The organism is Gordonia rhizosphera NBRC 16068 (genome assembly GCF_000298195.1).
Taxonomy (GTDB): domain Bacteria; phylum Actinomycetota; class Actinomycetes; order Mycobacteriales; family Mycobacteriaceae; genus Gordonia; species Gordonia rhizosphera.
Genome location: NZ_BAHC01000131.1, coordinates 1 through 21,492, shown reverse-complemented (window position 1 = coordinate 21,492; position 21,492 = coordinate 1). Strand labels below are relative to the sequence as shown.

17 protein-coding genes are annotated in these 21,492 nt (G+C 65.5%); 7 read left to right on the top strand and 10 right to left on the bottom strand.

Translation table 11 applies throughout. The features are described 5' to 3' along the window. Positions 1 to 2: 2 nt before the first annotated feature. The 3 genes from GORHZ_RS16660 to GORHZ_RS31990 form a co-directional block, all read right to left on the bottom strand. Positions 3 to 1,724, bottom strand: a complete 1,722-nt coding sequence (locus GORHZ_RS16660) for an acyclic terpene utilization AtuA family protein (RefSeq protein WP_006334902.1) — start codon at positions 1,722 to 1,724, stop codon at positions 3 to 5. Further along, positions 1,721 to 2,530 (bottom strand): TIGR03084 family metal-binding protein, encoded by an 810-nt coding sequence (locus GORHZ_RS16655; protein ID WP_006334901.1) that lies wholly within the window; start codon positions 2,528 to 2,530, stop codon positions 1,721 to 1,723. The genes GORHZ_RS16660 and GORHZ_RS16655 overlap by 4 nt, the downstream gene beginning before the upstream one ends. Positions 2,531 to 2,605: 75 nt before the next feature. Continuing rightward, positions 2,606 to 2,731, bottom strand: a complete 126-nt coding sequence (locus tag GORHZ_RS31990) for a hypothetical protein (RefSeq protein ID WP_280986272.1) — start codon at positions 2,729 to 2,731, stop codon at positions 2,606 to 2,608. 97 nt (positions 2,732 to 2,828) lie between these two features. On the opposite strand from GORHZ_RS31990, the gene GORHZ_RS16650 reads away from it, so the two are divergent. The 3 genes from GORHZ_RS16650 to GORHZ_RS16640 all read left to right on the top strand — a co-directional run bounded on the left by GORHZ_RS16650 (position 2,829) and on the right by GORHZ_RS16640 (position 6,892). Beyond that, on the top strand, positions 2,829 to 3,734 hold the full coding sequence (locus tag GORHZ_RS16650) for a PaaI family thioesterase (RefSeq protein WP_006334899.1): 906 nt from the start codon (positions 2,829 to 2,831) through the stop codon (positions 3,732 to 3,734). A gap of 248 nt (positions 3,735 to 3,982) precedes the next feature. Continuing rightward, positions 3,983 to 5,611 (top strand): fatty-acid--CoA ligase FadD1, encoded by a 1,629-nt coding sequence (gene fadD1, locus GORHZ_RS16645; RefSeq protein ID WP_051998968.1) that lies wholly within the window; start codon positions 3,983 to 3,985, stop codon positions 5,609 to 5,611. Between the two features lie 63 nt (positions 5,612 to 5,674). Continuing rightward, positions 5,675 to 6,892 (top strand): cytochrome P450, encoded by a 1,218-nt coding sequence (locus tag GORHZ_RS16640; RefSeq protein WP_006334897.1) that lies wholly within the window; start codon positions 5,675 to 5,677, stop codon positions 6,890 to 6,892. 42 nt (positions 6,893 to 6,934) lie between these two features. On the opposite strand, the gene GORHZ_RS16635 is transcribed toward GORHZ_RS16640, so the two are convergent. The 4 genes from GORHZ_RS16635 to GORHZ_RS16620 form a co-directional block, all read right to left on the bottom strand. After that, the gene (locus tag GORHZ_RS16635) at positions 6,935 to 8,209 is read right to left on the bottom strand and encodes a hypothetical protein (RefSeq protein ID WP_006334896.1); all 1,275 of its coding nucleotides are present in this window, start codon (positions 8,207 to 8,209) and stop codon (positions 6,935 to 6,937) included. Between the two features lie 498 nt (positions 8,210 to 8,707). After that, positions 8,708 to 9,454 carry an ABC transporter ATP-binding protein gene (locus tag GORHZ_RS16630; protein ID WP_006334895.1) on the bottom strand — a complete coding sequence of 249 codons (747 nt, stop codon included), beginning with the start codon at positions 9,452 to 9,454 and terminating at the stop codon, positions 8,708 to 8,710. Further along, a complete protein-coding gene (locus GORHZ_RS16625; RefSeq protein WP_006334894.1) occupies positions 9,451 to 12,207 on the bottom strand; it encodes a branched-chain amino acid ABC transporter permease/ATP-binding protein in 2,757 nt (918 codons plus the stop codon). The genes GORHZ_RS16630 and GORHZ_RS16625 overlap by 4 nt, the downstream gene beginning before the upstream one ends. A 36-nt stretch (positions 12,208 to 12,243) precedes the next feature. After that, positions 12,244 to 13,488 carry an ABC transporter substrate-binding protein gene (locus GORHZ_RS16620; protein WP_040532322.1) on the bottom strand — a complete coding sequence of 415 codons (1,245 nt, stop codon included), beginning with the start codon at positions 13,486 to 13,488 and terminating at the stop codon, positions 12,244 to 12,246. 433 nt (positions 13,489 to 13,921) lie between these two features. On the opposite strand from GORHZ_RS16620, the gene fadD1 (GORHZ_RS16615) reads away from it, so the two are divergent. The 4 genes from fadD1 (GORHZ_RS16615) to GORHZ_RS16600 all read left to right on the top strand — a co-directional run bounded on the left by fadD1 (GORHZ_RS16615) (position 13,922) and on the right by GORHZ_RS16600 (position 18,842). After that, positions 13,922 to 15,508, top strand: coding sequence for a fatty-acid--CoA ligase FadD1 (gene fadD1, locus GORHZ_RS16615; protein WP_006334892.1), 1,587 nt, complete (start codon positions 13,922 to 13,924; stop codon positions 15,506 to 15,508). 96 nt (positions 15,509 to 15,604) lie between these two features. Beyond that, on the top strand, positions 15,605 to 16,750 hold the full coding sequence (locus GORHZ_RS16610; RefSeq protein ID WP_040532321.1) for a TIGR03857 family LLM class F420-dependent oxidoreductase: 1,146 nt from the start codon (positions 15,605 to 15,607) through the stop codon (positions 16,748 to 16,750). Beyond that, positions 16,747 to 17,838: a phosphotransferase gene (locus GORHZ_RS16605; RefSeq protein ID WP_006334890.1), complete on the top strand. Its 1,092-nt coding sequence runs from the start codon at positions 16,747 to 16,749 to the stop codon at positions 17,836 to 17,838. The genes GORHZ_RS16610 and GORHZ_RS16605 overlap by 4 nt, the downstream gene beginning before the upstream one ends. Then, complete coding sequence (locus GORHZ_RS16600; RefSeq protein ID WP_006334880.1) at positions 17,835 to 18,842, top strand: NAD-dependent epimerase/dehydratase family protein; 1,008 nt, start codon at positions 17,835 to 17,837, stop codon at positions 18,840 to 18,842. The genes GORHZ_RS16605 and GORHZ_RS16600 overlap by 4 nt, the downstream gene beginning before the upstream one ends. A gap of 27 nt (positions 18,843 to 18,869) precedes the next feature. On the opposite strand, the gene GORHZ_RS16595 is transcribed toward GORHZ_RS16600, so the two are convergent. The 3 genes from GORHZ_RS16595 to GORHZ_RS16585 form a co-directional block, all read right to left on the bottom strand. Then, on the bottom strand, positions 18,870 to 19,952 hold the full coding sequence (locus GORHZ_RS16595) for an Rv3169 family protein (RefSeq protein WP_006334878.1): 1,083 nt from the start codon (positions 19,950 to 19,952) through the stop codon (positions 18,870 to 18,872). Between the two features lie 27 nt (positions 19,953 to 19,979). Further along, positions 19,980 to 20,855 carry an SDR family NAD(P)-dependent oxidoreductase gene (locus GORHZ_RS16590; protein WP_040532320.1) on the bottom strand — a complete coding sequence of 292 codons (876 nt, stop codon included), beginning with the start codon at positions 20,853 to 20,855 and terminating at the stop codon, positions 19,980 to 19,982. Positions 20,856 to 20,960: 105 nt separating this feature from the next. Beyond that, on the bottom strand, positions 20,961 to 21,491 hold the full coding sequence (locus GORHZ_RS16585; protein WP_006334873.1) for a hypothetical protein: 531 nt from the start codon (positions 21,489 to 21,491) through the stop codon (positions 20,961 to 20,963). Position 21,492: the final 1 nt, after the last annotated feature.

Genomic DNA, 21,492 nt, shown 5'->3' with positions numbered 1-21,492 from the left:
GGCTACTTCTCCTGACTCTGCAGATAGGCGACGGGGATCGGCACCGGCCGCGATCGCAGCCACTCGCCCAGCCCCTTGGCCTGAGGGTCGAAGCGGACGTTTTCCGCGACCCCACGTCCCAGCACGCCTTCGATGACGAAGTTGACGGCGTTCAGGTTCGGCAGCCGGTAGCGCCGGACCACCAGGTCGGCCATCTCCGGCAACAACTTCTTGAGCAGATCCACGTCGAGGGTCTCGTCGAGCCAGGCGAAGTGGTCCGGATTGCGCACCCACACACCGATGTTCGCGCTGCCACCCTTGTCGCCGCTGCGGGCACCGGCGATGGTCCCCAACGGGAGAGACATCGACGGCCCCCAGTCGGTTACCGCACCGGCGACGGAGCTGTCCGGGGTGTCGTCGGGGACCTCGGTGCGCAGTGGGCTGGGCGGGATACGCTCGACCACTCCGTCCTGGAGCGCAACACGGTGCTCGACGACGGCGGCATCGACGTAACCGGGTTCGAACACCCCATAGGGTGTTCCGTTACCGGGCGGCGCGGTCATCGCGAACCCGGGATAACTGGCCAGCGCGAGCTCTACGGCGGTGGCCGAGAACGTCCGGCCGACTTTCTTGGCATCGGGGTCACGGGCGACGCATCGCAGCAGCGCGCTCGCCTGCTCCTCGGTCTCGGCATCGGGGCGATCAAGCCGGGACAGATCCCAGGTCATCTCGGCGGGCACCGTCGGCAGAGCTGCGCGGAACTGCTGCCGGAACAACGCCGCCTTCGCCTCAATGTCGAGTCCGGTGAGGATCAGGGTGATCTCGTTGCGCACGCCGGCAAGGTGATTGAGCGACACCTTGGTCGTCGGCGGCGGTGCCTCACCGCGGACACCGCGGACCGACACGCGATCCGGTCCGTCCTGGCCGAGCTGGATCGAGTCGATGCGGGTGGTGACGTCCGGGCCGAGGTAGCGCGGTCCGCCGACCTCGTAGAGCAGTTGCGCGGTCACGGTGCCGACCGTCACGGCCCCACCGGTCCCGGGATGTTTGGTGATGATCGACGTTCCGTCCGCGGCTATCTCGGCGATCGGGAACCCCATATGTCCCATCTGTGGGAGTTCGGTGAAGAAGGCGTAGTTGCCGCCGGTGGCCTGCGCACCGCACTCGATGATGTGCCCGGCCACGACCGCTCCGGCGAGCGCATCGAGATCGTCATAGGACCAGTCGTATTCGCTGGCGGCGGGCCCGACGGTCAGCGACGCGTCGGTGACCCGGCCGGTGACCACGATGTCGGCGCCGGCGTCGAGGGCGGTCTTGATGCCGAAGGCACCGAGGTAGGCGTTCGCGGTGAGCGGGGTACCCAGACCGAGTTCCTCGGCGCGGTCGCGGAGATCGTCACCATCGACGAAGGCAACCTCGGCGTCGATGCCGAGGTTCTCGGCCAGTTCGCGCAGCGCGACCGTGAGTCCGTGTGGATTGAGGCCCCCGGCGTTGGCGACGATCCGGACACCCTTGTCGACAGCGAGACCGAGACAGTCCTCCATCTGTCGCAGGAATGTCTTGGCATAGCCCGTCTTCGGGTCCTTCATACGGTCGCGGCCGAGGATCAGCATGGTCAGCTCGGCGAGGTAGTCGCCCGTCAGGTAGTCGAGTTCGCCGCCCTCGAGCATCTCCCGCATCGCCGAGAACCGGTCACCGTAGAAACCGGACGCGTTGCCGATGCGGACAACCTTGTCGCGGTTCACGGTTGGGTCTCCTCGGCCGGCTCGCGGGTGCTCGCGCGGCCCTCGCCGGGCGGGCCCGCGAAGCACTGCGCGATCCCGGCCCAGTGGATCGCGTCGTCGCCGATGATCTCGAGATCGAGGTCGTCGAGCGCTCGTCGCTGGGTCACCAGCTGGCAGAAGTCGATTGCGAGTCCGCGGACGATGTCGGTCGCGTCGTCTGGACCCCAGCTCCACAGTTCCCCCGATGGTGCGGTGAGCTCGTAGCGGAACGGCGCGGCGGGAGGCGTCTGGCCGTTGACCGCGTACGCGTAGTCGCGCGTGCGGACACCGATGTGGGCGACCGCCTTGATCCGGTCGGTGGGAGCCGGGACGACCCCGAGGGTGTCGGCGACGTCGAGCCCGTGTGCCCAGGTTTCCATGAGGCGCGCGGTCGCCATCGACGCGGCCGACATCGGCGGCCCGAACCATGGGATCTTCACGCCGTCGGGAACCGTGCGCAGGGCGTCGGCGAGGGCGGCCCGTGCGCGCCGCCACTCGGCCAGGATCTCGGCGGGCGGCGCGAGCGCAGCCTTTTCCGCTGCCTCGTCGACGTAGCCGCCCGGGTCCTTCGCGGCCTGTTCGATGAGCGTCGCGAACGCGTCGGGGTCGGTGGCCGCGATCGCCGCCACCCCGTCGGTCCACGACAGGTGGGCGATCTGATGCGCGATCGTCCACCCGGGTGCCGGCGTGGGACGCGACCAGTCCGCGTCGTCGAGGGCGGACACCAGTTCGTCGAGTTCTGCTGATTGAGCGGTCAGGTCTGCAACGACCCCATCCACGAGCGCCATGAGATCAGCGTCACACACTGTCGAGGAAAAATCAATCACGCATGATTGTTTTTCTGCAGAGACCGACGCCCGCGATCACCCCACCCCCGCGCCGACCGTGCACCCTCGCCCCTCCAGCGTGCGCACCAGATCGTCCACCGTGCGCACCCGATCGTCCACCGTGCGCACCCGATCGTCCACAGTGCGCACCAGATCGTCCACAGTGCGCTTATTCACATCGACCGTGCACGCAGCGCAGATGCGAGGATCACGCTTTCGCCGATTCGTCCGAGCGGGCTCCATGTGCTTGATTGAATCGGTGACCGTTTCGATCCCCCATGACCCCGTCACCGCCTTCGGCATCGGCAACGTCTCCGCCGCCGCTCCGGGTGTGGTGACCGCCGAGCAGCAGCTCGGGCCGCGCTTCGCCGACCATCGGGGACGGATCGACCTCCCGGCACTGGCGGTGCTCTTCGATCACCTCGGCGGGCTACCGTTCTTCAGCTCGGGCGTCACCGGTTCGCCCTGCGTTCAGGCCCGTCTGTCGATGGCGATGCAGGGGCACGTCGACGTCGCCGACCGTGTCACGGGTACCGCCGAACTGCTGATGCACGACGTGGGCTTCGGGACCACCCGGATCGACATCACCACGTCGACCGGCCACCTGTGCTCGTCGGGCACCGCGCGCAATGCCGCAGTGGCCCGCAGCTACGACGAACACCCCGCGGAAGCCCGGGGTGTCGGCGTCCCGCCCGAGGTCGTCGTCGGGGTGGAACTACCGCCCGCGATCGCACCAGGCCTCGCCGGGCGCGACATCGTCGAGCAGATCGCCACCGGTGTGCGACCCGCCGGCCCGATCACGGAGATGCTCAACGGCAGCGTGGAAGTCGTCGAAAGTGGTGCCGGTGTCGGTGTCCGCTTCACTGTGCAGACCGACGCGTGGATGGCGAATATCTTCGGCACGATGCACGGAGGAGTGATCGCCGCGATCGCCGGACAGGCATGTTCGTTCGCCGGTCAGGCCAACGCGCAAGCAGGACGGGACTACCAGGTGGGCGACCTCGCGATCAGCTTCCTTCGGTCGCCCGCGGTGCACGGCGCCGAGGTCATCGTCGACGTCACGCCGGTGAAGGTCGGCCGCCGGATCGCCTCGTTCGAGGCGACCATGCATGCCCACGACGGCATGCTGCTCAGCCGCGCCTCGGCCGACATCCTCTTCCGCTGACCCGCCTTTCGGAGCCTTCCCACTGCTCCTCGTGCGGAGGGCGGCTTCGCCCCGTCGACGGTGCACAGATGTTCGTCGAGCGTGCGCACGCACGGTGAACCAGGCCGAGGGACGACGGTGAGACGCGCACGGCCGACGGTGAGACGCGCACGGCCGACGGTGAGACGCGCACGCTCGAGGATCTGGCGCGCGCGCTCGACGAACTGCAAGTGCTTCCACAAAACGAGAACACGTTCTACAGTGGTCGGGTGGCCGAGACCGTGACCCAACTCCTCCAAGAGCGCGCCGACGACGACAACCTGGCAATCACCTTCGAGGGCCGCGAATGGTCGTGGCGCGAGTACATCGCCGACGCCGGCCGGATGGCCGCGGCGATCCTCGAGCTCGCCGACCGGTCACGCCCGATGCACATCGGCACGCTACTGGGCAACACCCCCGACATGTTGCTGGCGTTGGCGGCGGGAGCGCTCGGCGGCTATGTCACGGTCGGCGTGAACAACACCCGCCGCGGCGAGGGGCTCGCCGCCGACATCCTGCGCGCCGACTGTCAGATCCTCATCACCGACGCCGAGCACCACCCCCTACTCGACGGTCTCGACCTTCCCGGTGTCACGGTCGTCGCCACGTTCTCACCGGCGTGGCAGAAGCTCCTCGCCGACGCCGGCGAACTCACCCCGTACTCGGTTCCGACCGCGCTCGACACCTTCATGCTGATCTTCACCTCGGGTACTAGCGGCAACCCCAAACCGGTTCAGTTCGCGCACATGATGATTCCCTTCGCCGGGCCCGTCCTCGTGGACAAATTCAGCATCGGCCCCGGCGACGTGTGCTATCTGTCGATGCCACTGTTCCACTCCGCGGCCCTGATGGGCGGCTACTGTGTGGCCCTGTGCGGCGGTGCGGCGATCGCACCCGCCAAGTTCTCGGCATCGACCTTTCTGCACGACATCCGCCGCTACGGCGCCACCTACATGAACTACGTGGGCAAACCGCTCGCCTACATCCTCGCGACCGAGGAGCAGCCCGACGACGCCGACAACCCCTTGCGGGTCGCCTTCGGCAACGAGGCCACCGACCGCGACATCGACGAGTTCTCCCGGCGTTTCGGGTGCACCGTGTGGGACGGATTCGGTTCCACCGAACTCGCGATCATCATCACCCGTGAACCGGGTACTCCGCACGGATCGATCGGCAAGGGCTTTCCCGATGTGGCCGTGTACAATTCGCAGACACTGTCCGAGTGCCCCCGTGCGGAGTTCGACGAGCACGGCGCCCTGACGAATGCCGACGAGGCGATCGGCGAGCTGGTCAACATGAATGGCGCCGGGATGTTCCTGGGTTACTACAACGATGCCGACGCGACCAGCGAACGGATTCGGCACGGCATGTACTGGTCGGGGGATCTCGCATACAAGGACGCCGACGACTGGATCTACCTGGCCGGACGAACCGGCGACTGGATGCGCGTCGACGGCGAGAACCTAGCGGCCGGACCCATCGAACGCATCCTGCTGCGCATCCCGGAGATCAATCGGGTCGCCGTGTACGCGGTCCCCGACGAGCATGTCGGCGACGCGGTGATGGCCGCGATCGTCCTGCAGGATGACGCTGTATTGACACCGGAGGATCTCGCCGAAGAGCTTGCGGCGCAGCGAGACCTGTCGCCCAAGGCATGGCCGAGGTTCGTTCGTGTCGAACGCGACCTTCCCACCACGGCGACCAACAAGATACTCAAACGCCAGCTCAAACTCCAGGGCCCGACCACCGACGGCGGCCAACTCTGGGTTCGTGAGGGCCACTCGACGGCATATCGCACCCTGCGCGCCCGCCAGCTATCAACAACGCCCTGTCCAGACATAGCGTTCGGTCGAGGCTGAGCCAGACCGGCGGTCGCGGTAGCCACTCCCACGACCTGTTCACCGCGAACCGAAAGAAACACCATGACAACGCAACTGACCCCGAAGACCGAGACCCGACCTGACGTCGACCTCGCCGACGGGGCTTTCTACGCCGATCGTGAGGCCGCGCACTCCACCTACCGCTGGATGCGGGAGAACGAGCCCGTCTTCGTGGATCGCAACGGATTGATCGGCATCGCGAGTCACGAGGCGTTGATGGCCGCAGAGCGAGCGCCGGAAATCTTCTGCAACGCCGGCGGGACGCGCCCGGGCAATGTGGCGATGCCTTTCATGATGGACATGGACGACCCCGAACACCTCAAGCGCCGCAAGCTGGTGAGCGCTGGATTCAGCCGTAACCGGGTGCGGGACATGAAGGACTCGATCGCCGACCTCTGCGACACCATCATCGATGGGGTGGCCGAGCGCGGCGAGTGCGACTTCGTCCGTGACGTCGCCGCGCCGCTCCCGATGGCGGTGATCGGGGACATGCTCGGTGTACCGGAGTCGGATCATGCTCTGCTGCTCCACTGGTCCGATACGCTGGTCGAGGCGCTGAGTTCGACGATCACCGACGAGCAGATCCAGAAGACGATGAATGCCTTCGCCGCGTATTCCGAGTACATGTCCGCCATGATCACCGACCGTCAGGGCACGCCGCGCGACGACCTGGTGAGCATCGTCGTCCACGCCCGGATCGACGGTGACGCCCTCTCCGACGAGCAGATGCTGCACGAGGCCCTGCTGCTGCTGGTCGCGGGAGACGAGACCACCCGGCATGCTCTCACCGGCGGTGTGGAACAGCTCCTGCGCACCGGCGAATACGGCGAGCTCGTGTCCGACCCGTCGCTGATCCCCACCGCGGTGGAGGAGATGCTGCGCTGGAGTTCTCCCGTGAAGAACATCCAGCGGACGGTGACCTCGGACGTCGACTTCTTTGGCACCCGGCTGCGAGCCGGCGACAAGTGTCTGCTGCTGTTCGAGTCGGCCAACTTCGACGGTGTGGTCTTCGATGACCCCGACACCTTCGATCTCCATCGGGAGCCGAACAACCACGTGGCCTTCGGCTTCGGTCGGCACTTCTGCCTCGGCAATCAGCTCGCACGCGTCGAACTGAACGCGATGATGGAACGACTCACCCAACGCATTCCCGACCTGCGGCTCGCCGACGAGCAGACGTTGCCACTGCGTGCCGCGAATTTCGTCAGTGGGCTGGAGCGGATGCCGGTGGCATTCGCCCTGAGCCGGCCGGTGGGCTGATCGGGCGCGCTTGCATGCTGCGGGCGCGGCCAGACCGGTTCGTCAGACCGGCGTTATGGGCAGCGACGTCCGGTGCGAGAACTCCCAGGAATTGGCCGCACTCGCACCGGCGAACTTGATCGCGGACGGCTCCTTCCTCGGCGCGACCCCGTGTACGACTCGCGCTGTCCAGTCGCTGTCGGTGCCGGTCACCTCGACGTCGAAGCTCGGTTCGAGTGCTCGGACGATCGCCTGGAGCACCTCAGGTCGACCGGGTCCGGTCAGCGTGGGCCACGAGTCCGGGTCCTCCTGCGCCGGTGAAGGATTCATATGCATGGAGCTGCCGTCGACGTCGAGGGCAACGTAGGCGCGTGGGTTGAGAACCGGGTGCACGGACAGCAGGTATGCGGCACCCGCCAGCGTCGGCGGGATCTCCAGCGCCTTGACGAACCGGGCGGCCGCACTCGCCGCGAAGCCCATCGCCTGGTTCGTCAGGATCTCGATGGCCGTCGCGTCGTCGGTGACCCGTCGACGGATGGCACGGGCGAAAGCCTGATCGAGCAGATGCAACTGCAACGTGACCTCGTCGGCCATCCGGACGAGCGCGGACCGCGAGTACTCCGCGAAGTCGATATCGTCGACGAGCGGCCCGTCATAGGCACTGCGGCCGTCGTCGGATGGATCGATAGGACTCAACTCGAGTCCGGCGGCTCGGGTTGACTGCATCTCGACGGTCTCCGAAGGGACCGGTAACGGATCCGCCGTCTCGTCGATGAACACGACCCAGCGGCAGTGTGGTCGGGTGTCGGCCGCGATGTCTTCCGGTCGTCGTGGCGGGCGGTGGATGGGACGCATCCGCGCCTTGGGGTTGGTTGCGATCGCAGTCGCGTCGAAAGTCGGGTCTTCCATGTCGTGGCACATCAGCTTGGCCATGTCCTGACCCATCGGCTCGACGTCCATGAGGGCACCACAATGCGCGAGTTCGAAGTGTCCGCGCGTGGGTGACTCCAGCGAGTACCGGAAGTCCATGTACTGAGGCGGTGCGCCACAGTCGAGTTGCAGACCCTTGAAGATTGTGATGACATCGTCGCCGACGAAATCGAGCGCGCGCTGCATACGCTGGGTGTAGATGGGACTGGCTCCCATCCACTCCTCGCACGCAACCTGCGCCATCTCGTCCTGACCGAGATGGATGATGGCCCAAGGCATACCGGCGCGGTCCACGAACTGACCGCAGAGCAGCAATTCGGGGAGAAGCGTCACGAGTTGGGTCCGTGTCAGATCCGCGTAACCGCCGATGGCCGGCGTCAATTCGGATTCGAGGTCGTGCTCCAGCATGCAGGTTCTCCGATTCAGGAAGCGTGCCCTACCGGTTCGGGGGCTACCCGTGGTCCGGTGTACCGATCACCGAAGCCACTATTACATAGTGGCTTCTATCATTTCCAGGTTGTCGTGATTCGGGCACTGTCGCGCGAAGGGCGGACGACCTCAGGCCGTCTGAGTGCGTGCGGTTCACCGGGCCGCGACAGTGGGTGGAGACACCCGGTAGCAGACCGCTGGCCTCATCGCAAAATATGCTGCTGTTGAACAACAGCATGTGGTGTCATGCGGTTTCAATCGTTCTGCTCGCCTGGCCCGGCCGACACCCGCGCGAGGATGCCCCGCGAGAGCGCCACCCGGAGGTTCTCGATCGTGACATCCGAGACCGACTCCACCGAGGACGCAGATCATCGCGGTGCCCTGGACGATGCCCATGAGCGCAGTTCCATCCGCACCCTCGGTCACGAGGCCTTCCGGCTTTGCCTGGACGCATCGCCCGAGCTGGGAGCGTATACATCACCCACCGGGCGCCGACCGCCCCGAAGCGGCCAGACCCTGGCCGAGATAAGCGCGCTCGACCCGATCCGGATGGTCGAGCAGGGTTCTGGCGGAATCCTCCAGGACGAGTTCACCGTGCACGAGCACGGCAGCCCGGTCGGCGACGCGCAATGCCACATGCACGTGCTGCTCCACCAGGATCACCGCGGTCCCGTCGGTCTCGGCCAGCCTACGCAGTACCGGGAGGATCTCCTCGACGATAACCGGCGCCAGGCCCATGCTGAGTTCGTCGATGAGCAGGACCTTGGGGCGCTGAACGATCGCACGGCCGATCGCGAGCATCTGCTGTTCGCCGCCGGACAACCTCCCGGCATCGATCTTGAGGCGTTTGCGCAGCGCCGGGAAGTACTCCAACACCTGTTCCACGCCGACTGTGCGCGAACCACGTTCACGCACAGCCAATCTCAGATTCTGTTCGGTGCTCAGCCTGCGGAACAACGCGCGATCATCGGGAACCAGGACGAGGCCACTGCTGACCGAGGAACGCGGGTGACCGCTTCTGACCTGGTGACCGTCGATCCGCACCGTGCCGCCGAAGGTTGGTATCAACCCGGCGAGGGCCAGGAGCAGTGTGGTCTTCCCGGCACCGTTGGGACCGAGGAGACACAAGAGCTCCCCTTGGTCCACATTCAGGTTCACGTCTCGCAGGCACGGTCGTTGCCTGAAGTACCCGGTGGAGAGTCCTGAGATCTCAAGCCTGGTCATGGCGTGCTCTCCTGTGTCATGAGTTCTGGAACCCCGTCGTGGTGCAGATCGACGGCCGTGTCGGCCGGCACGCCGAGGTAGGCGCGGACCACCTCCGGATTGTCGCGAATCTCCGCCGGCGTACCCGTGGCGATCACCCTGCCGAGATCGAGGACGACCACCCGGTCACACAACGTGAGAACCAGGTCCATGTCATGGTCGACGAGCAACATCGCCGTGCCATCGGCACAAGCGGCACGGAGTTTCAGACCGAGCCAGCGACTTTCGTTGGTATCCAAGCCTGCCGCGGGTTCGTCGAGCAAGGCCACCTTGGGTTTCGAGGCCAGCACGCGGGCCACCGAGACCAGCTGCCGTTGCCCTTGGGAGAGTGACGAGACCTCGGTCTTACTGTGCTCATCGAGTCCGAGCATCGCGAGCAGGACGGCGACACGGGTGTCGTCCCCGCCGTTCGTCGCGCCCACGGCTATGTTCTCCGCGGCCGACAGATCGTCGTAGAGCTCGACATCCTGGAAGCTGCGGCCCAGACCGGCGCGGCTGCGTTCATGCGGACGTTTGGCGCCGAGATCCAACCCGTCGAGGACAACCGTACCGGTCGCCGGAGCGAATCCGCTGATCGCGTCGATCACCGTCGTCTTGCCCGCACCATTCGGTCCGATCAATCCCACGATTTCGCCCTCATGCACCTTGAGGGTGACATCCTCGGCCGCCTGGACCGCACCGTACCGTACTCCGACACCGTCGATTGCGAGCGCGGTGTGATCGGTGACGTTGGGCTGCGGGGTTTCCCCCTGCGCACCGGTTGTGTCCACCGCGACCGGACGACGAATTCGCACGGCGGGGAACGGGATCCGCGGTAGCCTGCTCGCGATGCCGTCGGGATTCGCCATCACCGTGATGATCAACAGGACACCACTGATGAGCGTGTAGTAGTCACCGAGGTTGATGAAACGGTCGAAGGCGAGGTAGAAGACACCTCCCGGAGCCATGATGCCGGCCAGGATCGCACCTCCCACCGAGGTGACGCCTGCGGTGTAGATGAGCGCGAACACGGTGATACCGACGAACACGGTGAAGGGGTCCGGCGTGGCCAGGGTCTGCTGGTAGCCGATGAGTGAACCGCAGAGGCCGGCGAGCACCGCCGCGATACCGAAGCCGGCGAGCTTCACCACCGGTACGTTGATGCCGGTTGCTGCGGCCGAACGTTCGTTGGCCCGCACCGCCAGCATCGACATGCCGAGGCGGCTGCGTCGTAGCCAGGCGACGAACAGTGCGCACGCGAGCAGAACCACGAGACACAGGACAGCGAAACCCATCCGTGGATAGGCCTCGCCGGACCCGATTCCCAGACTCATGCCGAACAGCCGCGGATCGTCGATCGGGGACCCGGTGGTGCCGCCGTTGAGCGATGGGTTGCGGAACCAGAAGGCCTCCAAGAATACTGCGAGTGCCAGCGTCACCACGGTCAACGGCAGGCCTCGTACCCGCAAGGCCGGCAGCCCGACGATCAGACCGATCGCTCCGGCGAACAGGGCTGCGATGATCGGGGCGAATGGGAACGGTATACCCAGGTGAGTGTTCAGGACGCTGACCGAGAACGCGCCCACCCCGGCGAGTGTCAGCTGTGCCAGCGAGATCTGACCCGCGAAGCCGGTGACCACGACCTGCGAGAGTCCGAGCACCCCGAAGATCATGGTGGTGACGATGGCGGCACGCCAGCTGCCGGCCGTGGCAAGCAACGCGATCACCGCGACGACGACACCCAGGACAGCGGGGATCAGGAATCGGTCCGGGCGGGGAGCCCGTCCGAGTGGCTGACGGATGACGGCACCGCGGTCGGGTAGCGCACGCCCCTTGAACACCAGAAATATCAGGATGAGGATCAGCGGAACAAACTCGGCAACACCGGCTTTCGGCACCCACGAATAGCTGGTTTGGAGATTGATCGCCTCCGATTGGAGGCAGCCGATGACGATGCCCGCGACGACGGTCAGCCAGATCGAACTGAAGTTGCCGACGAGGGTGGCGGCCAGTGCCGGGACGATGAACAGCGTGTAGGCGATCGGATTCAGCGTCACCAGCGGCGCGATGAGGATGCCGCCGAGCCCGGCGATCGCCGACGACAGGGCCCAGTTGCTGAATGCGATCCGGTCCGGGGACAGGCCGGTGAGATATGCGCCCTTCTCTGACTCCGCGGCCGCCTCGGTGGCGACGCCGAAGCGTGTGTAGCGGTAGACCAGCGTCGCCACGACAGCGATGGCGATCACGATGACCGCCAGCCAGAATCGGTCGGTCGGCAGCGAGGTGTCACCCAGATTGAACGTCTTGAGCGGGATGATCGCTGCCACGGCAACAGGATCGGTGCCCACGCGGAGAGCGATCAGGGACTGGATGAACAACATCAGACCGATCGACGCGACCGCCTTGGCCACCACCGAGGCGTTGCGCATCGGGCGGAAGATCAGCGCATAGAACAGCATCCCCAGAAGCGCCGCGATGATGAGCGAGATGATCATGGCCGGGGCCACCCCAAGGGGCTGACCGAGGTCAACCGTCTTGGGGAGCCCCGGAATCGGAATCATCAGCTCACCCGACCTGAGCAGGGCGTAGGTGTAGGCGCAGTAGAGAGCGACGGCCCCGGTTGCGAAGTTGACGACCCCGGAACTCTTGAAGGTCATCACCAACGCGAGCCCGATTGCTGCGTAGACTGCTCCGTTCCCCAGGCCGAGAAACAGGTAGGTGAGGTGATCGGTCACATCGAGCCTTCCTGGACGGTCCGTGGCCGGAGGGCGTTATCCGGTCTGGCCGGTGACCTGGAGGTCGGTCGGAATGCCGTCCTTGACCGGCCCCACCAGCATCTGACGCGAGCAGATCGACTGGAGTTGCGGGAATGCGGTTCCGTCACAGGAGAATGTGATGCCACCACCGGCCGGCATCTCGACGTTCTTGGACGTCTTGAGCGCTTCCTTGATGGACGCGGCGTTGACCTCACCCTGGATGTTGTTGGTTGCCCGTTGCAGACCGACCACCAGTTGGTAGGAGGCCGACCCGAGGCCCGACGGGCTCAGTTCCGGCGCATAGGCGGCCAAGACACTGCGGTACAACTCAGAATCCGGTTTGTCCGAGTACGGGTCGATCAACGTGAGGCCGACACCACCGTCGACGGACGCCTGGCCGGCAGCCTTGATCACCTGTTCCTCGAGGCAGGTCGGGATCAGGATCTTCTTGACATCTGGGTGGCTGGCCTGCATCGTCTTCAGAACCGAGATACACGCACTGGCATCGGATATCACGCCAACCGCGTCGGGGTTGTTCGCCAGCGCCGCGGTGATCTGGGGCGTCGGGTCCGCGGTGCCCACCGGGTACGGTACGGATTTCATCCCGACACCGGCGGCCGTGAAGATGGGGTCACCCAGTTGTTGGACGACCGCGGGGGCTCCCCCGGTGTCGCCGACGATGAAAGTGACGTTCTTCCAACCGTTTTTCGCCGCGTACTCGGCCGTCGATGTCAAAACGCCGGGCAGGCCGGGGCTGAGCATGGACGAGTCCGGCGACATGAGTTCCTGCGGCGAGACGCCGTTGAAGCCCACGAAGGGGATCTGTGCGCCCGAGATTATCGGGAGCATCACCGGACCCTGCGAGGTACCCGGCGACAGGACCGCGGCCACTTGCTGCTCGACCATCTGGTTGGCGCAGTTCCGCGCGGATGTGGGGTCCTCCTGCTGCTTGCATACGACCAGATCGATCTTGTGACCGGTGATCCCACCGGCGTTGTCGTTCACGTACTTCGTCGCGGCTTCCGCGGCTTCGCGCAGTTCTGGAATCGACACCGCGGCACCACCTTCGGTGGCGATGAAACCGATCTTCACCGCGCTGCCGGTCGCGGGATTGTCGGGCAGTGCAGAGGTCGGGGCCGACGATGCTGCGCTCCCCTCATTGGTACTGCTGCCGCACCCGGCGGCGAAACCACCCGCGAGCACGACTGCGCCGACTGCTGCGGCTGCACGAACGCGGCGACTGGACCTTCCAAGACTCATCTGAACCGCTCCCTTTCTCCGACACGATTTGAGAACAGTGGCGATCCACGCCACAGCGCTGCCCAATGAAGTGACAGACATCACCTTTTGAACGGTGATCTGACCATAAGTCTGGACACCTGTCTTGTCAACGGTATAGATAACGATCTACCACGGCGTCGACACTGCGTGTCTGTGCGAGAATTGGCTCCGACCAGTGAGGATCGGACGCGCGGGCCGAGCACCACGCGAGCCCCCAAACGCGCAACTCGCCTCGCAAGGGCAAATCTAGATACACATCTGGACACTTGTCTAGGGCGCATGTAGCCTGGGTTGCACTTGGAGCACCTGTGTTATGTCTGTCACTCAACGCGGCGCCGTCCGACCGCCGGGAACCGTGACGGCAGATGCAACCCGACAGCAGAGCAAGCACTCGACGAGAAGAGGCAACCGCATGGCCGATACGGTGACCGAACTCCTGCAAGAGCGTGCGGGCGACGACACCCTGGCCATCACCTTCGAGGGCCGACAGTGGACGTGGCGGAACTACGTCTCCGAGGCCCGCCGGGTAGCTGCCGCACTTCTCGGCGTCGCCGATCACTCCCGGCCCGTCCACATCGGCACACTGCTGGGCAACACCCCCGACATGCTGATCGCCTTGGCCGCCGGCGCACTCGGCGGCTACGTCACCGTCGGAATCAACACCACCCGCCGCGGCGACGGCCTCGCCGCCGACATTATGCGTGCCGACTGCCAGATCGTGATCACCGACGCCCGACACCGCGACCTGCTCGACGGTCTCGACCTACCCGGGGTGCACGTCATCGACACCTCGGCAGCGCAATGGGACGACCTCCTCGCCGCCGCCGGCGAACTGACCCCCGACTCGGTGCCCACCGCAACGGACACCTACATGCTCATCTTCACCTCGGGTACCAGCGGCAACCCCAAACCGGTGCGCTTCGCGCACATGATGATCCCGTTCGCGGGTCCATTCTTCGTCGACAAGTACGCCATCACATCGGATGACGTCTGCTACCTGTCGATGCCGCTCTTCCATTCCGCAGCACTCATGGGTGGATACTGCGTCGCGTTGTGCACGGGCGCCGCAATCGCCCCGGCACCATTCTCCGCGTCCAACTTCCTCTCCGACGTCCGCCGGTACCACGCCACGTTCATGAACTACGTCGGCAAGCCGCTCGCCTACATAATGGCGACACCGGAGAAACCCGATGACGCCGACAACCCGTTGCGCGTGGCCTTCGGCAACGAGGCCAGCGACCGCGACATCGAGGAGTTCTCGCGGCGCTTCGACTGCACTGTGTGGGACGGCTTCGGCTCCACCGAACTGGCGATCGTCGTCACCCGCGAACCCGGTACCCCTGCAGGGTCCATCGGCAAAGGCGCGCCGGGTGTCGCCATCTACAACTCGGACACCGTCACCGAAGCACCGCGAGCCGAGTTCGACGAGAACGGCGCAATCATCAACGCCGACGAGGCAATCGGTGAACTGGTCAACACCACCGGCGCCGGCATGTTCAACGGCTACTACAAGGACGACGTCGCAACCAACGAGCGGATGCGACACGGCATGTACTGGTCCGGCGATCTCGCCTACAAAGATGCAGATAACTGGATCTATCTGGCGGGCCGCACCGGCGACTGGATGCGCGTCGACGGCGAGAACCTCGCCGCCGGACCCATCGAACGGATCCTGCTACGCATCCCCGAGATCAACCGCGTCGCCGTCTACGCCGTTCCCGACGAACACGTGGGTGACGCCGTCATGGCCGCCATCGTGCTGCACGACGGCGCGGACCTCAGTCCGGAGTCCTTCGCCGATCAACTTGCCGCACAGCCTGATCTGTCGCCGAAGGCGTGGCCTCGCTACATACGTGTCGCAAAGGACCTCCCGACAACCGCAACCAACAAGATCCTCAAGCGGACCCTCAAAGAGGAGGGAGCCACATCGGGTGGCGGAATCCTCTGGGAACGGCCCGCCCGATCGACGACGTACAGCATGGCCGCCTCGGCGGTGTGACCACACCGTGGGAACCCGCAAGTCGACGCATCATCGGTTGAGCAGATCGAGACACGACAACACGTTCCAGAACTGATCACGGGGAAGAACAAGTCTATGACAGCATCGGATGCGACTGTGGCGCCGACCCTCCCGGAACTCGGCTACTATGCTCTCTCGCGCCATCCGGTGAACCCGGCCGAGTTGGTGTCCGAGGCCCAGTTGGCCGATCGGGTCGGGTTCGGCGCGGCGTTCATCTCAGAACGCTTCAACGTCAAGGACGCCGCCGCGATCAGCGGCGGGCTGGTCGCGGCATCGCGCCGGATGGGTGTGGCGACCGCGGCGACCAACCACAACACCCGCCACCCGATCATCACCGCGTCGATGGGGGCGACGTTGTCGACGATGAGCGGCGGACGATTCGCCCTGGGACTGGGCCGGGGATTCGCTCTGCAGTGGCAGGTGCTCGGCCTGCCGGACGTCACCAGTGCGCAACTCACCGACGTCGCGTCGGTGCTGCGGACCCTGTGGCGTGGGGAGATGATCCTCGCGCACGATGGTCCGCTGGGCAAGTTCGACTATCTCAACATCGGCGTCGAGGTGCCCCCGGTGCCGATCATGCTCGTCACGATGTCTCCGAAGACCCTGCGGCTGGCCGGCCGGATCGCCGATGCGGTGGTGTTGCACACCTTCTTCTCCGACGAGGCCACCCGCACCGCCGTGAAGACGGTGCGCGCTGCTGCTGAGGAAGCGGGCCGTGATCCGGCGTCGGTGCGCATCTGGGGTGTCGTCGCCACCGTCCCGGACGAATTCGACGAGGCCGAGCGCCGTCGCCGTCTGTACGGGCGCCTGGCCACCTACCTGCAGGGCTACCCCGACGTCCTCATGCGGGCGAACGGCTGGCGCGCCGACGATCTGGAGAAGATCCGCGCGAGTTCGGCTTTCACCGACGCACGGGGCCCCATCGACGCCACCGCCACCGACGACGAGCTGATCGAGCTGGCCGAGCTGATCCCCGGCTCATGGGTCGCCGACAGCGCGGTCGGAACACCGGCGGAATGCGCGGCCACCATTGCGCGGCAGTTCGACCTCGGTGTCGACTCGGTCATCATGCACGGCGCCGCGCCGTCCGAGCTGCTGCCGGTACTCGACGCCTACCGCGCCGTACGCCCCACACTCCCGGAGCTACCGGTCAATCCGGGGATGTGCGCCTCCGCATCCACCGCAGCGGCCCACCCCGTCGAGGCAGGAGAGAACCGATGACCACCGCAACCCCCACTGGAGGGAATCCCGCCTCCACAGCCACGCCGATCCCTGTCAGCGTCGACGAGCTCACCGCGGAGTACCTCACCCGCTTGCTGCGCACGGCGGGGCATGACGTGATCGTCGAGACGGTGTCGGCGCGGCCGGTCGGCTCCGGACAGATGGCCAGCTCGTACCGGTTGACGCTGGGCTACCGGTCCGACGACACTCCACTGCCGGACACTCTGGTGGCCAAACTCGCGACCGGACCGATCGATCAGCGTCTGTTCGTCGTCGGCGCCTACCGCAACGAGATCCGTTTCTACCGCGAGATCGCCGATACGGTCGATGCCCCGACCCCGACCGCCTACGCATCGGAGATCTCCGACGAGGGAACCGAGTTCGTGCTGCTGCTCGAGGACATGACACCGGCCGAACAAGGCGACCAGATCCTGGGTGCTGGCCCGGAGGTGATCAAAGCAGTGGCGGTCGGCGCCGCCGGGCTGCACGCGCCGCGATGGTGCGACGACACCCTTGCCAGCGAGCATGGCCTCGGCCTTCCTACTCAAGAGGATGCGGACGCGATGCAGGAGTTCCTGGCTCCCATGGCCGATGCTTTCCGAGAGCGCTTCGACCTCGGCGAGCGGGAGGCGGCGGCGTTGGACTATCTGGTCGCCAATGCCCGCGATTGGCTCATCGCCCCGCGTCCACATTTCTCGATCATCCACTCCGACTTGCGCGTCGACAACGTGCTCTTCGCGCCGGACGGAGAGGTCACGATCGTTGACTGGCAGACCATCTCGGCGGGATCTCCGTTGCGCGACATCAGCTTCCTGCTGTCCACCAGTCTCGACATCGAGGACCGGCGACTCCACGAACGCGATATCGTGGCCGCCTACCACGCTGAGCTGCTCCGACGCGGGGTCTCCGACTACTCGTTCCAGCAGTGTTGGGACGACTACGTGGACGGACTCCTCCACACCATGTTGATCGTGGTGTTCGGTGCCGGCGCTGCCAAGCCCACGGAGCGCGGCGACACGATGTTCATGACGATGCTCAGCCGTGGGGCCGTGGCGATCGACGATCTCATCCCCGGTGCGCTGTCATGAAACTCGTCATCGGCGCGACCGGTTTCCTCGGTTCACGGCTGACCCGGCAACTGGTGAACTCCGGTGAACAGATACGCGTCCTCGTACGCCAGACCAGCAACACCCGCGCGATCGACGACCTCGATGTCGAGCGAGCCGTCGGAGATCTGTTCGACACCGACGCGCTGACGAAAGCCATGTCAGGTTGCGACGTGGTCTTCCACTGCGCAGTGGATGCACGGGCATGGCTGAGCGACACCACGCCGCTGTTCCGGACGAATGTCGACGGTCTGGGTTCGGTCCTCGATGTCGCCGCCCGAGCCGATCTCCGCAGGTTCGTTTTCACCAGCAGCATCGCCACCATCGGCAGACACCCCGGCCACGTCGTCACCGAGTCGGATGCCTTCAACTGGGACGACAATGCCGACGACTACATCCGCTCGCGAGTGGCGGGCGAAGAACTGGCATTGCGATACGCCTGCGAAGGGCGGGTTCCGGTGGTGGCGATGTGCGTCGCCAACACCTACGGGCCGGGCGACTACCTCCCCACACCACACGGCTCCATGGTGGCCGGCGCCGCTCTCGGCAAGCTGCCGTTCACCATCAAGGGCATGCGCACCGAATCGGTCGGTATCGACGACGCCGCTGCGGCGCTCATCCTGGCAGCCGACAAGGGCCGCATCGGTGAGCGTTACATCATCTCCGAGTCGCAGGTCGGAATCGACGAGGTCGTGTCGATCGCGGCGACGACCGCCGGACGCCGACCCCCTCGCCTGGTGCTGCACAAACCAACGCTGTATGTGATCGGCGCGTTCGGTTCGCTTCGCAACCGGCTGACCGGGGCGAGCCCGCTGCTGAGCGTCAAGACCGTGCGGTTGATGCACTACATGTCGAAGATGAGCCACGACAAGGCCGTTCGCGAATTGGGGTGGGAGCCCTCCCCGGTGCGCGAAGCCATCGCGGAGGGTGCACGGTTCTGGATCGATCTGTCCGCAAACGGCAAGGCCACCCGATCCGACGACTGACCGCGCAAAGTGGCCGGAAGGTTCGAGTTATTCTGCGCCGTCGAGGAATTCGTTGAACCCGTACCGCGGCAGGGGTCCGATCGCGATCTGTTCGAGCACTCCGATCCCGACCCGGTCACCCCATGTGGCACGGACCAACTGCTGAACATGCAGGTTCTCCGGGGCCAGTGGATCGAGTTCGTCGATGACCACGCTCTCGCCGCCGACCGCGAGTTCACCGTGCCATTTCCCGTGCCCCCATTCGGGATGGGAATAGCCGATACCGCGCATCTGGAAGGTGGCGAGGGGTTCGAGGGTCATGGGTTCGGCGGTACCGTCGAGCGGATGGGGCACCAGGGTGGCGTGCCGTGCGCGACGTTTTCCCGGCGCCCAGTCAATCTCGTGATCCACATGCCGGAACCGCACCAGGTCACCTCCTGTGGACGTGGGTGGCACACGCATGGCGTCGTGCACCCACTGCCAGCCGTCGGCACGTTCGAAGGTGAGGAAGTGGAAGTACTCGTCGGGGAAATGGATCGGCGCCCAGAGGAACAGGAACGGGTCGGGCATGTCGAACGCCCCGTCTGGGATCGCGCTCGCTCGCACTCCCCAGGAGCGGTCCTTGGTCGCCGCGCAGCCCTCACCCAGCGAGACCCGGTGACCGTCGACCTCGATCCACCCTGTCCACCGCCCCCACTGGGTGGCTCGCGTGTTGTCCATCAAGAGACGATTGCCGGCCAGCGTGCGCTGATGCGCCTCCTGGATCGCCTGCGTCGTCGCCGTGTAGGTGAGATCGGCACGAATGCCCTGCTCCGGCGCATCCACGACGACTCGGTTAACCCGCATCGGCTCCACGATCTCAATGGAGATCGGACCCATGTGGGTGTCGACCGGATCACGGTTCATTCGCCCGCTGGCGAAGACTGAGGTTTGCCGCCCGTCCCGGACCACCGAGAAGGCACCGTCCATGATCGCCTTGTTGGGATAGGAACAGAACGCCACCCCGAAGATGAGATCTTCGCGGAATCCGTTGAACCAGAATCGATCATACTGATTTGGATTCCCCGATCCGGTCTGTCCGAGCGGCAACGAGGTCTGATGGATGGGATAGTCATCGAATTCGATGAGCATGTGGTGATCACTCCAGAACTAGCGAAGCTACCAGGGGTGGGCGAGCAGTTCCGCCAGCTCGGCGGAACTGTAGGGCTGCGAAGTCTTGTGGTCCCGGTAGGCGATGAACGTGGGCTGCTGTGGATCGTAGCGGCCGATGAACCCACCGGACGCGGTGAAGATCTGGCCGTTGATGTCCTGCGCAGCGTCGGATACCAGGAAGGCGTACAGGGCAGCAACATATTCCGGCGGTGCCGGATCCATCGCCGCATCGCGGGTCATATCATCGAGCACTCCCATGCGGTGCAACCGCTCGATGTGGGCCTCGTAGTCCGGCCCGGTAGAGAGACGTGATCTTGCGCCCGGCATCACCACGTTGATCCGCGCTCCCGCCGCCGCGAACTCACCGGCGGAGGCGAGGACCAACGAGTTCACCCCGCCCTTGGCAGCGGCATACCCGCTGCCGCCGAACATTCCCAGCGATCCGGCCGAGCCGGTGAGAACGACAGCACCCGAGCCCTGTTCGACGAACACTCGACCCGCTGCCTGGGTGATGTGAAAGGCACTCATCAGGTGTGCGTCGAGTTGCTCGCGGAACTCGTCTCTGCTGATGGTGAGCACCGTGGAGCCGGGCGGCTCCGCGATACCCGCGCAGTTGATGGCGACATCGAGCGCTCCGAACTCGGTGAGGGCCGCATCGACCATATCCTGCGCGACACCCTCGTCACCCGCCGAGCCTGCCACGCCGACGGCATATCCTCCGCCACCGCGGATCTCCTCGACGGTGGCGTCGACCGCGTCCTTGTCGCGGCCGTTCACCACGACCGATGCCCCATGGCCGGCCAGTGCGTAGGCGACCGCGAGGCCGATGCCTCGTGTGCCACCGCCGACGACGGCAACCCGGCCGCCGAGATTCATGTCCATTTCCGCCTCCGGAAGGGGTGAGACACCCACGACCTGCTTCTCCCCGCGCGATCGCTTCCCCGAAATCGAACGACAGGTGACGCAGCAACCATCACGTGGGTGGATTCAGATGTTCCACATCGGAGACGGCGCCTTCCCGAGCGGGTACCAGCCCGGCTGGTTTCCGGTGGCCACTTCCATACGCTTGAGCATTCCCTCGCTGGCAACCTTGTCGGTGAAGATCTCCATGTAGGCCTCTGCCACGTTGCCGTAGTCGAAGAAGTCGCGCTGCCAGGCGAACTTGAAGTTGCCGCCGTAGCGGAACCAGCTGCCCCCGAGGCCCTCGGTGATGCCGTAGTTGGTGCCGTCGGGACGCTGCTTGTCGTAGACCTGCCTCCAGAAGCCGATCATGTCGCCGGTCCGATCATCGATCACCCACCACTGGTATGGGTAGGTCCACCCTTCCAGGCCCTCCATCTCCTGCCCCATCGCCAGGTCTCGGATCTCGTCGATCCCGACGGCCATGAAATCCTTCTTGGGGCCGTAGTTCCAGCCGTAGGTGGCGTCCTCGGTGTAGAAGTCGGCGAGCGGTTTCCAGTCACCTGCCTTCTCGCAGGCGATGTTCGCAGCCACCCACCGCTCTTTCATCTCGTCCATC

Coding starts and splice junctions, on each gene's coding strand:
- GORHZ_RS16655 (WP_006334901.1), bottom strand. CDS start 2,530: ATGGCGCTCGTGGATGGGGTCGTTGCAGACCTGACCGCTCAATCAGCA.
- GORHZ_RS16620 (WP_040532322.1), bottom strand. CDS start 13,488: ATGAGTCTTGGAAGGTCCAGTCGCCGCGTTCGTGCAGCCGCAGCAGTC.
- GORHZ_RS16630 (WP_006334895.1), bottom strand. CDS start 9,454: ATGACCAGGCTTGAGATCTCAGGACTCTCCACCGGGTACTTCAGGCAA.
- GORHZ_RS16585 (WP_006334873.1), bottom strand. CDS start 21,491: ATGGACGAGATGAAAGAGCGGTGGGTGGCTGCGAACATCGCCTGCGAG.
- GORHZ_RS16595 (WP_006334878.1), bottom strand. CDS start 19,952: ATGCTCATCGAATTCGATGACTATCCCATCCATCAGACCTCGTTGCCG.
- GORHZ_RS16600 (WP_006334880.1), top strand. CDS start 17,835: ATGAAACTCGTCATCGGCGCGACCGGTTTCCTCGGTTCACGGCTGACC.
- GORHZ_RS16635 (WP_006334896.1), bottom strand. CDS start 8,209: ATGCTGGAGCACGACCTCGAATCCGAATTGACGCCGGCCATCGGCGGT.
- GORHZ_RS16605 (WP_006334890.1), top strand. CDS start 16,747: ATGACCACCGCAACCCCCACTGGAGGGAATCCCGCCTCCACAGCCACG.
- GORHZ_RS16590 (WP_040532320.1), bottom strand. CDS start 20,855: ATGGACATGAATCTCGGCGGCCGGGTTGCCGTCGTCGGCGGTGGCACA.
- fadD1 (WP_006334892.1), top strand. CDS start 13,922: ATGGCCGATACGGTGACCGAACTCCTGCAAGAGCGTGCGGGCGACGAC.
- GORHZ_RS16610 (WP_040532321.1), top strand. CDS start 15,605: ATGACAGCATCGGATGCGACTGTGGCGCCGACCCTCCCGGAACTCGGC.
- GORHZ_RS16640 (WP_006334897.1), top strand. CDS start 5,675: ATGACAACGCAACTGACCCCGAAGACCGAGACCCGACCTGACGTCGAC.